12 protein-coding genes are annotated in these 13384 nt (G+C 56.4%); 6 read left to right on the top strand and 6 right to left on the bottom strand.

The window, feature by feature from the left end; genetic code table 11:
- Window positions 1-48: 48 nt before the first annotated feature.
- The 3 genes from cdd to L384_RS01695 form a co-directional block, all read right to left on the bottom strand.
- Entirely contained in the window at window positions 49-933 is an 885-nt protein-coding gene (cdd, locus tag L384_RS01685; RefSeq protein ID WP_022651515.1) for a cytidine deaminase, read from the bottom strand.
- Between the two features lie 128 nt (window positions 934-1061).
- On the bottom strand, window positions 1062-1757 hold the full coding sequence (locus L384_RS01690) for a CidB/LrgB family autolysis modulator (protein WP_003859310.1): 696 nt from the start codon (window positions 1755-1757) through the stop codon (window positions 1062-1064).
- Entirely contained in the window at window positions 1754-2149 is a 396-nt protein-coding gene (locus L384_RS01695; protein WP_003859308.1) for a CidA/LrgA family protein, read from the bottom strand. The genes L384_RS01690 and L384_RS01695 overlap by 4 nt, the downstream gene beginning before the upstream one ends.
- Window positions 2150-2317: 168 nt before the next feature.
- Between L384_RS01695 and dusC the strand changes: the two genes are divergently transcribed.
- The 3 genes from dusC (at window position 2318) to L384_RS01710 (ending at window position 5818) form a co-directional block, all read left to right on the top strand.
- Window positions 2318-3253 carry a tRNA dihydrouridine(16) synthase DusC gene (gene dusC / locus L384_RS01700; RefSeq protein ID WP_003859306.1) on the top strand — a complete coding sequence of 312 codons (936 nt, stop codon included), beginning with the start codon at window positions 2318-2320 and terminating at the stop codon, window positions 3251-3253.
- 331 nt (window positions 3254-3584) lie between these two features.
- Window positions 3585-5003 (top strand): multidrug resistance outer membrane protein MdtQ, encoded by a 1419-nt coding sequence (gene mdtQ, locus L384_RS01705; RefSeq protein ID WP_023324965.1) that lies wholly within the window; start codon window positions 3585-3587, stop codon window positions 5001-5003.
- 50 nt (window positions 5004-5053) lie between these two features.
- A complete protein-coding gene (locus L384_RS01710) occupies window positions 5054-5818 on the top strand; it encodes an SDR family oxidoreductase (protein ID WP_023324964.1) in 765 nt (254 codons plus the stop codon).
- Between the two features lie 56 nt (window positions 5819-5874).
- On the opposite strand, the gene L384_RS01715 is transcribed toward L384_RS01710, so the two are convergent.
- Complete coding sequence (locus L384_RS01715) at window positions 5875-6447, bottom strand: DedA family protein (RefSeq protein WP_023324963.1); 573 nt, start codon at window positions 6445-6447, stop codon at window positions 5875-5877.
- 157 nt (window positions 6448-6604) lie between these two features.
- On the opposite strand from L384_RS01715, the gene L384_RS01720 reads away from it, so the two are divergent.
- The gene (locus tag L384_RS01720) at window positions 6605-7192 is read left to right on the top strand and encodes a Yip1 family protein (RefSeq protein ID WP_003859296.1); all 588 of its coding nucleotides are present in this window, start codon (window positions 6605-6607) and stop codon (window positions 7190-7192) included.
- A gap of 167 nt (window positions 7193-7359) precedes the next feature.
- The gene (gene pbpG, locus L384_RS01725) at window positions 7360-8283 is read left to right on the top strand and encodes a D-alanyl-D-alanine endopeptidase (protein WP_015572329.1); all 924 of its coding nucleotides are present in this window, start codon (window positions 7360-7362) and stop codon (window positions 8281-8283) included.
- Window positions 8284-8379: 96 nt separating this feature from the next.
- Here pbpG and L384_RS01730 read toward each other — a convergent pair whose 3' ends face one another.
- Window positions 8380-8934 (bottom strand): GNAT family N-acetyltransferase, encoded by a 555-nt coding sequence (locus L384_RS01730; RefSeq protein WP_003859289.1) that lies wholly within the window; start codon window positions 8932-8934, stop codon window positions 8380-8382.
- Window positions 8935-9036: 102 nt separating this feature from the next.
- Window positions 9037-10794: a D-lactate dehydrogenase gene (dld, locus tag L384_RS01735; protein WP_003859288.1), complete on the bottom strand. Its 1758-nt coding sequence runs from the start codon at window positions 10792-10794 to the stop codon at window positions 9037-9039.
- Between the two features lie 189 nt (window positions 10795-10983).
- Between dld and bglX the strand changes: the two genes are divergently transcribed.
- On the top strand, window positions 10984-13281 hold the full coding sequence (gene bglX / locus L384_RS01740) for a beta-glucosidase BglX (RefSeq protein WP_023324962.1): 2298 nt from the start codon (window positions 10984-10986) through the stop codon (window positions 13279-13281).
- Window positions 13282-13384 lie beyond the last annotated feature (103 nt).

Genomic DNA, 13384 nt, shown 5'->3' with positions numbered 1-13384 from the left:
TGAGGGGTTTTTCGTCAGACTGGCGGGCAACTCTGCCCGCCGAACAGATTATGCCAGCAGCACGCGGTCGATGGTTGAACAGCCCAGCGCTTTCAGCGTGGCTGCGGTCGCGTCCCACTGGATCAGCGGCGCATCGGCCTTTTCAGCCAGGATTGCGCGCTGAATATCCGGGTAGTCATACCCGTTCAGGCTAAGCAGGTTCAGGGCGCCCTGAAGCGGAGGCAGCGTCGGGTTAAACGCGGCGTTCTCTGCGTAACTGCCGGTGAAGATGCGGCCGTCGCGGCACTGAAGGGCGACGCCGCTTGGAGATTTGCTGTATGGCGTGTGGCTTTTATTGGCGGCGGCAATGGCCGCTTCGCTCAGCTCATCCCCTGAGAGCGCATAACCGTGGTCCTGCTCGTCCATCAGCAGGGTTTTGATCTCAAGATCTTTCGGGCCGAAAGCATCCGGCAGGTAATCACTCAGCGTATGCGGTGCGCGTCCCGGCAGGTTGATACGCAGTTCAAGACCGCTGTTCAGCTCATTCATAAACTGGCGGCAGTGGCCGCAAGGGGTATAGTTGACGGTGATGGCGCGCAGGGCTTTTTCGCCGCGTAGCCAGGCGTGACTGATGGCGCTCTGCTCCGCGTGGACGGTTTGCTGCATGGTCGCACCGAGAAACTCCATGTTTCCGCCGAAGTACCAGGTCCCGCTCACACCGCGCGCAATTGCGCCTACGTTAAAATGGGAAAGGTCAGCGCGGGCGCAGGCAGCCGCCAGGGGCAGCAGGGCGAAAGCCAGCGCGTCTTCGTCCAGCCCCGTTGCCTGTTTAAGCGTCGTGACCTGATCTGCTGTCAGCAGGGCGGGGAAATGCGCATCCGCCAGAACCGGAGCCAGGGCTGATTGCAAATTCTCTGCAAGCTGAGAGAAAGCAGCTTGAAAACGTGGATGCATGACGTTGCCTCATCAAGGTTAATGGATCGGTAGTGTACGGAGCCGTACGGCCTTTATATGTGATCCAAATCTCATTATGTTTGCAACTTATGAAATGAAAATGAAATTTGCGCGACGCATCGCAAATTTTAGCCCATTACTGCCAGAATAATCGGGAAGATAAACGGCGCGACCAGGGAAGTGATAATCCCGCAGATCACCAGCGCCAGCGAGCTGAATGCCCCTTCCTGATAATCCAGTTCCGCGCAGCGTGCGGTGCCCAGCGCGTGCGAGGCGGTACCCATCGCCAGACCGCGTGCCGCTTTGGTACGAATTTTCATGATATTCAGCAGCGTATGACCAAACACCGCGCCCAGGATACCGACGAAAATCACGCACACGGCGCTGATGGCCGGAATGCCCCCGATGCTGCCGCCCACGGCCATGGCAATCGGCGTGGTGACGGATTTAGGCAGGATAGAGGCGGCGATCTGCGGCGATGCGCCCATCATTAAGGCCACCGAGGTGCCGGTGATCATCGCAACAAGGCTCCCCACGAAGCAGATGGTTATGATGGATTTCCAGCGCGCGCGGATCTGATGCAGTTGCTCATATAAAGGAAACGCCAGCGCCACCACGGCAGGCTGCAACAAATCGTTAAGGATCTTGCTCCCGGCGAAGTAACGCTCATAAGAAATGCCGGTGAGCAGCAGAAAAGGAATAATCACCACCATGGCGACCAGCAGCGGGTTGAGCAACGGCATTTTGAAACGCACCGCAAGCTTACGCGCAGCAAAGAACACCACCAGGGTTAACGGCAGGGACCACCAGATATTCGCCATCATTTTTTTGTTTTCTCCCCGACGACCTTACGTTCGCCATGCACAATGTGTGAACTCCAGCTGACGACCAGGAAAACCACCAGCGTACTGATGGCGCAGGAGACCACAATCGGGCCGAACTGCGCTTTAAGCACATCGTAATACTGCATAACCCCAACGCCGATAGGCACAAAAAGCAGGGCCATGTAGCGAATGAGAACGAAGCACCCTGGGTTGACCCATTTTGCGGGCAGCACCTGTAATGCCAGCAGTACAAACAGGATCAGCATGCCGATAATGCTGCCGGGTATCGTAATCGGCAGCAGCGAAGCGATAAAAATGCCGGCGTACAGGCAGGCATAAATGAGGACGAAGGCGCGAAGGTATTGCCAGATAGTATTCAGTGATTTGCTCATGGTGAAAGTCCTTGCTGAGACGTATTCATCATACAATTAAACCTGAAAATGTGCCACGGATCACATCATGAATTTTGGGCATACCAGACATTCCGGAATGGAACGCCGGGCTTTCAACATACATAGAGAGCAGCTACTATAGCGCGTCTTTTTTCACAGGTACTCAGAATGCGTGTTTTACTGGCCCCGATGGAAGGCGTGCTCGACTCTCTCGTGCGCGAGCTGCTTACCGAGGTGAACGATTACGATCTCTGCGTGACGGAGTTTCTGCGCGTGGTCGATATGTTGCTGCCAGAAAAATCATTTTATCGTCTCTGTCCGGAACTGCATCGTCAGAGCCGCACGCCGTCCGGTACGCTGGTGCGCGTCCAGCTGCTCGGCCAGTATCCTGAGTGGCTGGCTGAAAACGCCGCCCGCGCGGTAGCGCTTGGTTCGTACGGCGTCGATCTTAACTGCGGCTGTCCGTCAAAGCTGGTCAACGGCAGCGGCGGGGGGGCGACGCTACTTAAAGATCCGGAGCTGATTTATCGCGGCGCAAAGGCCATGCGTGAGGCAGTGCCATCGCATCTGCCGGTGACGGTCAAAGTCCGTCTGGGATGGGACAGCGGCGATAAGCAGTTTGAAATTGCTGACGCGGTGCAGCAGGCGGGCGCCACCGAGCTGGTGGTGCACGGGCGAACCAAAGAGGATGGTTATAAAGCCGAGCGCATTAACTGGCAGGCGATTGGCGAGATCCGCAAACGGCTTACGATTCCGGTGATTGCCAACGGCGAAATCTGGGATTACGAGAGCGCGCAGGCCTGCCTCAAAGAGACCGGCTGTAATGCCGTGATGATTGGCCGCGGTGCGCTGAACGTGCCGAACCTCAGCCGGGTGGTGAAATATAATGAGCCGCGGATGCCGTGGGCGGATGTGGTGAAACTACTGCAAAAATACACGCGGCTGGAAAAGCAGGGCGATACCGGCTTGTATCACGTCGCGCGCATTAAACAGTGGCTGAGTTATTTGCGTAAAGAGTACGACGACGCGCTGGGATTATTTCAGGAGATCCGTACCCTACAGACGTCTGCGGATATTGCCCGGGTGATCCAGTCGAAGTCCTGAGCGAAGTGTGAAGAGTTTGCCCGGCGCGGAGCCGGGCAACGGAATCAGAAAATCATCTTGAATACGCCGGTTACCACCAGCAGCCCTATCAGAAATATAATCAAAATAACCCACAATAATATTTTCATTCGCCTCTCCTGCGTATGTCTGTCGAAGTAAGTGTAGCAGTCAATTCATAATTAGCATGAATACATGAAATTAACTCATTGTCTTGGGGAATAAATTTCCGGATATGAAAATGTATAACAATATGCGGATTGCCACGCATTACTAAAAAACGGAACGTCAGTAAGCGTAAGTTGCGCCTTTATTTTTTTGAGTTCATGGCGTAATGAAACGTTCTCTTACTTTATCTCTGAGTACTCCTCTTGTTTTTATGCTGGCCGCCTGCGCGCCGGAACATGCCACGGTGTCACCAGTAAAAACGCAAGCCGCCGCCGCAACTGTAAATACCCAACTGCGTCATGCCGACTGGCCAAAAAGCGAATGGTGGAAAGACTTTAACGACCCCCAGCTCAACGCGCTGATCGACAAAGCGCTGGCGGATGCGCCGGATATGCAAATTGCCCGTCAGCGTATCACCCTGGCGGAAGCACAGGCGAAAGCCGCTGTCGCTGCTGAGGGTCCACAACTGGATTTTTCCGCAGATGTGGAACGGCAAAAGATGTCGGCAGAGGGGTTGATGGGGCCATTTGCACTGACCGACCCGGCAGCGGGGACCACCGGCCCCTGGTATACCAACGGCACCTTTGGTCTGACGGCGGGTTGGGATCTGGATTTATGGGGTAAAAACCGCGCCCAAATTGAGGCCCGCATCGGTAAGGTGAATGCGCAAAAAGCGGAGCTGGAGCAGACCCGCCAGCTGCTCGCCAGCAGCGTCGCGCGGCTGTACTGGGACTGGCAGACCGAGGCCGCGGTGGGTGACGTGCTCGCGCAGATCAAACGGGAGCAGGAAAATATCATCGGTGCCGATCGGGAACTTTATCAGCACGGCATTACCTCCTCGGTGGAAGGGGTTGAAACGGATATCAGTGCCAGCAAAACCGATGAACAGCTCGCTGACGTGCACGGCAAAATGAAGGCCATTGAGGCGCGTCTGAATGCGTTGACCAATACCCCTTCAGTCACGCTCGCACGGCATGCCTTACCTGACGCAGAGGCATCGCTGCCATCAACGCTCGGTTATGAACTGCTGGCTCGGCGGCCGGATTTGCAGGAGGCGCACTGGTATATCGAAGCATCCATGAGCGAAGTCGATGCCGCCAGAGCCGCGTTCTACCCTGACATCAATTTGATGGCGTTCTTGCAGCAGGATGCATTGCACCTGAGCGACCTGTTCCGCTCATCTGCGCAGCAAATGGGCGTAACCGCGGGGCTGACGCTGCCAATTTTTGACAGCGGTCGGTTGAATGCGAACCTGGATATCGCCCAGGCGCAAAACAACCTCTCCGTGGCGAACTACAACAAGGCCGTGGTAGATGCCGTAAACCAGGTCTCCCGGACGGCCAGCGAAGTGGAAACGCTGACCGCCAAAAATCAGCACCAGCAGCAGATCGAAAAAGATGCGGCGCGCGTCGTTGCGCTGGCGCAGGCGCGCTTCAGCGCGGGGATCATTGCCGGCTCCCGGGTGAGTGAAGCAAAAATTCCGGCGCTCAAAGAGCGTATTGCCGGGTTGATGCTGAAAGGTCAGTACGTGGATGCCACGCTCCAGCTCACCTCCGCGCTGGGTGGCGGATATCATCACGGCTAACATTGCGCATTATCTATACTTACCTCTTTGCAGATTTTCAGGAGGTGAGTATGACGCGAGTCGCAATTGTTACCGCATCGGATTCAGGAATTGGCAAAACGACGGCCCTGATGCTGGCCGAGCGCGGGTTTGATATCGGGGTGACCTGGCACTCAGATGAGGAAGGGGCGCTGGCAACCTGCCGTGAAATTGAAGCGCGCGGGCAGCGTGCCGAGGCCATTCAACTCAACTTAAGCCATTTACCGGAAGGCGCAAAGGCCATTGAAACCCTGATTACGCGTTTCGGGCGGCTGGATGTGCTGGTTAACAATGCCGGGGCGATGAACAAAGCGCCATTTCTAGACCTGTCGTTTGACGACTGGCGGCACATATTCACCGTTGACGTGGACGGCGCGTTTCTCTGCTCGCAAATCGCGGCGCGTCAGATGGTGAAGCAGGGGGAAGGGGGGCGGATCGTGAACATCACCTCGGTGCATGAACATACGCCATTGCCGGACGCCAGCGCCTATACGGCGGCCAAACATGCGCTGGGCGGGTTAACCAAGTCGATGGCGCTGGAGCTGGTTAAACATAAGATTCTGGTGAACGCCGTTGCGCCCGGTGCGATCGCCACGCCGATGAATGATATGGACGACAGCGAAGTGAAAGAAGGCTCAATGCCGGAAATCCCGCTGGCACGGCCAGGGCATACCAAAGAAATTGCCAGCCTGGTGGCGTGGCTGTGTGACAGTGACGCCAGCTACACCACCGGGCAGTCGTTTATCGTTGACGGCGGTTTTATGCTGGCGAATCCGCAGTTTAAGCCGGAAGGGTAGATACCCTTCTCCCTCTCCCTGTGGGAGAGGGGCGGGGTGAGGGCAGCAGGCCGAACTCACTCTTCATCCTGCCGCTTTTCACGATGCTTCAGCCACAGCCGTACCCCAATCACCGCCACAACCACCAGGATCAACCACGCCCAGTGCTTCAGGTGCTGGTCAAGATTATGCAGCCATGGGCCAATCACTTCGCCACCCACGTAGCCAAGCGTGGTGAAAATCAGCGCCCAGGCAATCGCCCCGAGAATGTTCAGCGGCAGGAAAATTTTCGGTGGTAAACGACTCGCGCCAATCAGTATCGGCCCAATGATGCGAAAACCGTACATAAAGCGGGTACCAATCACAAACAGCCAGGGACGTCGCTGGATAAGCCGCTGAGCACGGCGAATTTTCTTTTGATGCCTGGCAAAACGTTGCAAAAGCGTCGGGCCAAAGCGCAGCCCCAGAAAGTAGAGCAGCTGATCGCCAATCATACCGCCCAACGCGACGGCGGCGACCACCAGCGAGAATTTCAGCAATCCCTGGTGTGCGGCCACCCCGCCCAGCAGCGTGATGGTTTCGCCTTCCGCCACGCTGCCGATCACCAGCGCGGCGTATCCATATTGTTCAATAAGACCGTTGATATCCATTACGTAAACGTCGTCTCCCTTACTGTGCCTGCGTTAATCATATACCCCATCCATTAACCGCGCGGCAATCAACGGAAATTTCCCACTGTACATAAAATAATCTAAAGCCTGCATTATACTTAAGCTATCGCTGACGGGCCGACAACAAGGGGGCGTTATGAACCATGTCTGGGGACTTTTCTCCCATCCCGATCGTGAAATGCAGGTCATCCGTAACGAGAACGAAACGGTCGCGCATCACTATACCCACCATGTCCTGCTGATGGCAGCGGTGCCGGTGGTCTGCGCATTTATTGGTACTACGCAGATAGGCTGGAACTTTGGTGACGGCACCGTGGTTCAGCTTTCGTGGTTTACCGGACTGTACCTGGCCATTCTGTTTTATGGCCTGATGCTGGCCGGGGTGGCGGTGATGGGGCGGGTCATCCACTGGATGGCGCGCAACTATCCGCAGCGCCCGTCGCTGGCACACTGTATGGTCTTCGCCGGATACGTCGCGACCCCGCTGTTTTTAAGCGGTATTGTCGCGCTCTATCCACTGGTCTGGCTGTGCGCGCTGATCGGTACGGTTGCCCTCTTTTATACCGGTTATCTGCTGTATGTAGGGGTGCCAACCTTCCTCAATATCAATAAAGAAGAGGGCCTGAGCTTCTCCAGCTCTACGCTTGCCATCGGCGTACTGGTCCTGGAGGCGCTACTGGCCCTGACAGTTATTCTTTGGGGTTATGGATACCGTCTCTTCTAAGTTCCCTGCATTGCTGGCGTAAATGCCAGCAATGCAGCATCTGGTTATGATTCTCCGCTGGCGACAACGCACGGTGACCGCTATGATGCCGAAGCCAGCCTGTGTTTATCCGTCGACACAGGCGGTGTACGTCATAACGTGCGTGAATCATTATCAGAAGTCTCATCATGCTGAAATTTCGAGTGTCACTCCTTAGTCTTGCGCTGCTGTTGGGCGTCTCCGCTACCGCGCCAGCCATCGCCAAAACGACCGCAGTCGCCACCGCTGCTGCGCAACCCCAGATTGCGTCCGGCAGCGCGATGATCGTTGACCTGAATACCAACAAGGTGATCTACGCCAGTCATCCGGATCTGGTGCGCCCGATCGCTTCCATAACCAAAGTCATGACCGCGATGGTGGTGCTTGATGCACGACTGCCGCTGGACGAAAAGCTAAAAGTGGATATCAGCCACACGCCAGAGATGAAAGGGATCTACTCTCGCGTGCGTCTGAACAGTGAAATCAGCCGTAAAAATATGCTGCTGTTGGCGCTGATGTCCTCAGAGAACCGCGCGGCGGCGAGCCTTGCCCACCATTATCCTGGCGGTTACGACGCGTTTATCCGCGCGATGAACGCCAAAGCCAAAGCGCTGGGGATGAAAAATACCCATTTCGTGGAGCCAACCGGTCTATCGATCCATAACGTCTCGACGGCGCGTGATTTAACAAAGCTGCTGATCGCCAGTAAGCAATACCCGCTGATTGGTCAGCTCAGCACCACGCGTGAGGAGATGGCGACATTCTCGAACCCGGCGTATACGCTGCCGTTCCGCAACACTAACCATCTGGTGTATCGCGATAACTGGAATATTCAGTTAACCAAGACCGGATTCACCAATGCGGCAGGACACTGCCTGGTGATGCGCACCGTATTTAACGGTAAGCCAGTGGCGCTGGTGGTGATGGACGCCTTCGGCAAATATACCCACTTCGCGGATGCCAGCCGCCTGCGTACCTGGATTGAAACCGGGAAAGTGCAGCCGGTGCCGGCTTCAGCGCTGGCGTATAAAAAGCAGAAAGCGGAACAGATGGCGACGGCGCAGAACGATTAGGAAAAAGCAAAACGGTAACGCATGTTACCGTTTTTTATGTTTTCTCCCTCTCCCTGTGGGAGAGGGCCGGGGTGAGGGCACCAGACCGCACTGCGTTTATTCCGGCAGCGTCCAGTCCCCGTCGTTGAGCGGGCGCTGCATCATCACCGTGTCCCGCCAGTCGCCTTTTTTATATCCCACACTTCTGAGCTGACCCACAATTTCGAAACCGTGCTTTTTATGCAGCCGCAACGACCCGGGGTTATTTTGCCCGTCGCCGACCACGGCAATCATCTGCCGCCACGGTCCTTGTTCACAACGGGCGATCAGTGCCTGGAGTAAGGCCGAGCCAAACCCGCGGCCGGTGGTGCTGGCATCCACATAAATGGATTCTTCAAGGGTATAGCGATAAGCCTGGCGTGGACGATAAAACGTGGCGTAGCAGTAGCCGACAACAATGCCGCGATACAGCGCAACCAGCCACGGTAAACCGCTGTCGGTCACGCTCTTCATCCGCTGACGCATCTCATCGACGGTGGGGGGAACTTCCTCGAAGGACGCACGGCCATGAAGCACATGCCAGGCGTATATCGCCGAGATGGCATGCGCATCGTCAGGAAGGGCGTCGCGCACCTCGATTTCAGTTTCGGGGAAAGTTTCTACAGCCGACATGTTCTGCCCGCTCCTTGTTTGGAAAGCCAGAGAAACGTTTCTCTGGCAACAGGCAGATACTCTAGTACGTTTGAGGAGAGCTTAACAATCTCTTAAATTTGGCTATATGAGTTCATCAGAGGCTTGCGTATTGTGCTGCTCTGATTCAGCACTCTCTTTCCAGTATTTCTTCCGCGTTGTCTTACCAATGCCGGGGTTCATACTGTTTGTAGGGTCATTTTTGCGATAAAACTGTTTAAGCGTCTCCGGCGCTTTATACAGGTGTCCCACGTTGTGCTCGGCAGGATATTGCGCGCCACGCTCGTGCAGCAGCGCCAGCATCTGTTCTTTCAGCGCGTGTGCATCAACCCCTTTTTTCACGATGTAATCCTGGTGGAAGACATAGCACATAAAGTGGCCGTAATAGAGCTTATGCACCAGCTTGCTGTCGATCTCCGGCGGCAGATGTTCAAACCACTCGGTATCGTTGCGACGCAGGGCGATATCCAGCGCCAGAATATCCTCCACTTCTTCGGAATGCACCGCCTGATAACGGATAGCGGCACCCGCCGCGGCGAAACGATGCAGGAAGGCTTTGCTGCCTTCTTCCGGCGTGCAGGCAAAGAAATCCCCGTCGGCGGTTTTGAAGAATTCGGTGAGCCAGCTCTGCGCTTCGTCAATTCCGTCCCCGGCCATTTTCAGCAGCAGATGGTGCTCATACTTGTCGCGCCAGGTCTTCATCCGCTCCGGTAAATGCGCCGGGAAGACGTTGCCCAGCTTCTGCATAAAGCGGTCGGTGAAGTGCGGCTTGAAGAGCGACACTTTCTCCAGCATCGCATCGGTGCGGCCCTTCATGGTGAAGAAGAACGGCATTTTGTCGGTGCCGAGCTTGTCGATCATCAGGAAGGTATCTTTGCCGTAGCGCTCGGCGATGTCGTAAATGTCCCGGTGCATATACTCGCCCGCCACCGGCAGGTGAGTGAACTCGGCCAGAATATGACGGCGGATCTCCGTCAGCACCTCCGGCTGATTGGTGCCGATGTAAAACACCTGCTGCTTTTTCTCTGCCGGGAAGGTATCGAGGCGCACCGCAAAAACGGCCAGCTTGCCCGCGCAGCCGGAGGATTCAAACAGGCGATCCGGATCGGCGTTATAGCGCGCCGGTGTATCGGCATTGATATCGCGCACGCGGGTGATGTAATCGTGGTCATGCGCGTGACGGCCATCGTGCTGAACGTCTTCGTCCTTCACGCGGTCATCGTCAAGTTTGCTGAGGATCTGCTCTGGCGTTACGCCCAGATCGATCCCCAAATGGTTAACCAGCGTCAGCTTGCCGTTTTCATCGATACGGGCAAACAGCGACATCTCCGTGTAGGCCGGGCCGCGCTGCACCAGCGAGCCGCCGGAGTTATTGCAGATCCCGCCGATCACCGAGGCACCAATGCACGACGAGCCGATCACCGAGTGCGGTTCGCGACCCAGCGGCTTAAGCGCCTTTTCCAGCGAGTAGAGCGTGGTGCCGGGGAAGGCGAGTACCTGTTCGCCCTTGTCCAGCAGGTGCAGTTTGTCGAGGCGCAGGGTGCTGATAATCACGATGTCACGATCGTAATCGTTGCCGTTCGGCGTGGAGCCTTCAGTCAGGCCGGTGTTAGCAGCCTGCATTAAAATAATCTTGTCTGCCGCAACGCAGGCGCTGAGCACGCGCCACAGTTCGAGCAACGTACCGGGGAAGACCACCGCCAGTGCCTCGCCCTGACCGGAGCGGAAGCCCTTGCGGTAGCGGGCGGTTTTAGCCGGGTCGGTAAGCAGGTGAGAGTGACCAACCAGGCGCGACAGTTCGTTAATAAATGTAGTGTTATCGTCAGTTCGAACAGAAGACATCTTCCACTCCTTGTGGTGGGGCAAATTTCTCGCTGTAAAGCATAGCGCGATTAGCCGTTGAGCGGTCGGGTATTCATGAGAAAAATCAGAGAATAACCCTGCAAGGTTTTCAGGCTTTGTGGCACACTGCGCTTTTCGCACGGTCTGGCCGGGTGCTTCCCGCGGTTATTGATGAGAGAGAATAACAACATGAAATGGCTATGTTCTGTAGGTGTCGCCGTCAGCCTGGCGCTGCAACCTGCGCTGGCAGAGGATTTGTTTGGTAATCACCCGCTCACGCCCGAAGCCCGCGACGCCTTTGTCACGGATTTACTCAAAAAAATGACGGTCGATGAGAAAATCGGCCAGCTGCGCCTGATCAGCGTCGGCCCGGATAACCCGAAAGAAGCCATTCGCGAGATGATCAAAGACGGGCAGGTAGGAGCCATTTTTAACACCGTTACCCGCCAGGATATCCGCAAGATGCAGGATCAGGTGATGGAGCTGAGCCGCCTGAAAATCCCACTGTTCTTCGCTTATGACGTGGTGCACGGCCAGCGTACCGTCTTCCCGATCAGCCTCGGCTTAGCCTCCTCCTTTAACCTCGATGCGGTGAAAACCGTCGGGCGCGTATCGGCATATGAAGCCGCAGACGACGGCCTGAACATGACCTGGGCGCCGATGGTTGACGTCTCCCGCGATCCGCGCTGGGGCCGCGCTTCGGAGGGCTTTGGAGAAGACACGTATTTAACCGCCACGATGGGCAAAACCATGGTGGAAGCGATGCAGGGCAAAAGTCCGGCAGATCGTTACTCGGTGATGACCAGCGTCAAGCACTTCGCCGCCTACGGCGCGGTGGAGGGCGGTAAAGAGTACAACACCGTCGACATGAGCCCGCAGCGCCTGTTTAACGACTACATGCCGCCATACAAGGCAGGGCTGGACGCGGGCAGCGGGGCGGTGATGGTAGCGCTGAACTCGCTGAACGGCACGCCTGCCACCTCCGATTCGTGGCTGCTGAAAGACGTGTTGCGCGACCAGTGGGGCTTCAAGGGCATCACCGTTTCTGACCACGGCGCGATTAAAGAGCTGATCAAACACGGCACGGCGTCTGACCCGGAAGATGCGGTACGCGTGGCGCTTAAGTCCGGCATCAACATGAGCATGAGCGACGAGTACTACAGCAAATACCTGCCGGGGCTGGTGAAGAGCGGCAAGGTGACGATGGCGGAGCTGGACGATGCCGCTCGCCACGTGCTGAACGTGAAATATGACATGGGACTGTTTAACGATCCTTACAGCCATCTGGGGCCGAAGGATTCAGACCCGGCGGACACCAACGCCGAAAGCCGTCTGCACCGTAAAGAAGCCCGGGAAGTAGCTCGCGAAAGCCTGGTGCTGTTGAAAAACCGTCTCGACACGCTGCCGCTGAAAAAAACCGGCACCATTGCCGTGGTCGGTCCGCTGGCCGACAGCAAGCGCGACGTCATGGGCAGCTGGTCCGCCGCAGGCGTGGCGGATCAGTCCGTTACGGTGCTGACCGGCATTAAGAGCGCCGTGGGTGATAACGCAAAAGTGGTTTACGCCAAAGGTGCGAACGTCACCGACGATAAAGACATCGTGACCTTCCTCAACCAGTATGAGGAAGCGGTGAAGGTGGATGCGCGCACGCCGAAAGAGATGCTCGACGAAGCGGTTAAAGCCGCGAAGCAGTCCGACGTGGTGGTCGCCGTGGTGGGTGAAGCGCAGGGGATGGCGCACGAAGCCTCCAGCCGTACCGATATTACCATTCCGCAGAGCCAGCGCGATCTGATCGCGGCCCTGAAAGCCACCGGCAAGCCGCTGGTGCTGGTGCTGATGAACGGGCGCCCGCTGGCGCTGGTGAAAGAAGATCAGCAGGCTGACGCCATTCTGGAAACCTGGTTCGCCGGTACCGAAGGCGGTAACGCCATTGCCGACGTGCTGTTTGGCGATTACAACCCGTCCGGCAAGCTGCCGATGTCCTTCCCGCGCTCCGTCGGGCAGATCCCGGTTTACTACAGCCACCTGAACACCGGTCGTCCGTATAACGCCGACAAGCCGAACAAGTACACGTCCCGTTACTTCGACGAAGCTAACGGCCCGCTCTATCCGTTTGGCTATGGCCTGAGTTACACCACCTTCAAGGTGTCTGACGTCAAAATGTCGGCGCCGACCCTGAAGCGTGACGGCAAAGTGACCGCCAGCGTAGAGGTGACCAACAGCGGCAAACGCGAAGGCGCGACGGTGATCCAGATGTACGTTCAGGACGTCACGGCCTCCATGAGCCGTCCGGTGAAACAGCTGCGCGGCTTCGAAAAGGTCAACCTGAAACCGGGCGAAACCAGAACGGTCAGCTTCCCGATTGACGTAAATGCGCTGAAGTTCTGGAATCAGCAGATGAAATACGATGCTGAGCCTGGCAAATTCAACGTCTTCATCGGCGTGGATTCCGCCCGCGTGAACAAAGCCGAGTTCGAACTGCAATAATCTTACCTTTCTCCCTATCCCCCGCCTGGCGGGGGATGCCTCTCATCTTGTACGAAAAACGGTTAAATTCACTGTTTTAAGCTACGCTTTTCTCTCAAGCCTA

The organism is Enterobacter sp. MGH 38 (genome assembly GCF_000492855.1).
GTDB classification, from domain to species: domain Bacteria; phylum Pseudomonadota; class Gammaproteobacteria; order Enterobacterales; family Enterobacteriaceae; genus Enterobacter; species Enterobacter hormaechei_C.
The sequence above is the reverse complement of the archived record's forward strand: the minus strand, read 5'-3'. Positions and strand labels throughout refer to the sequence as shown.

Bases quoted from the DNA above. Each gene is read 5' to 3' on its own strand.
- cdd (WP_022651515.1), bottom strand. From the start codon at position 933: ATGCATCCACGTTTTCAAGCTGCTTTCTCTCAGCTTGCAGAGAATTTG.
- L384_RS01690 (WP_003859310.1), bottom strand. From the start codon at position 1,757: ATGATGGCGAATATCTGGTGGTCCCTGCCGTTAACCCTGGTGGTGTTC.
- L384_RS01695 (WP_003859308.1), bottom strand. From the start codon at position 2,149: ATGAGCAAATCACTGAATACTATCTGGCAATACCTTCGCGCCTTCGTC.
- dusC (WP_003859306.1), top strand. From the start codon at position 2,318: ATGCGTGTTTTACTGGCCCCGATGGAAGGCGTGCTCGACTCTCTCGTG.
- mdtQ (WP_023324965.1), top strand. From the start codon at position 3,585: ATGAAACGTTCTCTTACTTTATCTCTGAGTACTCCTCTTGTTTTTATG.
- L384_RS01710 (WP_023324964.1), top strand. From the start codon at position 5,054: ATGACGCGAGTCGCAATTGTTACCGCATCGGATTCAGGAATTGGCAAA.
- L384_RS01715 (WP_023324963.1), bottom strand. From the start codon at position 6,447: ATGGATATCAACGGTCTTATTGAACAATATGGATACGCCGCGCTGGTG.
- L384_RS01720 (WP_003859296.1), top strand. From the start codon at position 6,605: ATGAACCATGTCTGGGGACTTTTCTCCCATCCCGATCGTGAAATGCAG.
- pbpG (WP_015572329.1), top strand. From the start codon at position 7,360: ATGCTGAAATTTCGAGTGTCACTCCTTAGTCTTGCGCTGCTGTTGGGC.
- L384_RS01730 (WP_003859289.1), bottom strand. From the start codon at position 8,934: ATGTCGGCTGTAGAAACTTTCCCCGAAACTGAAATCGAGGTGCGCGAC.
- dld (WP_003859288.1), bottom strand. From the start codon at position 10,794: ATGTCTTCTGTTCGAACTGACGATAACACTACATTTATTAACGAACTG.
- bglX (WP_023324962.1), top strand. From the start codon at position 10,984: ATGAAATGGCTATGTTCTGTAGGTGTCGCCGTCAGCCTGGCGCTGCAA.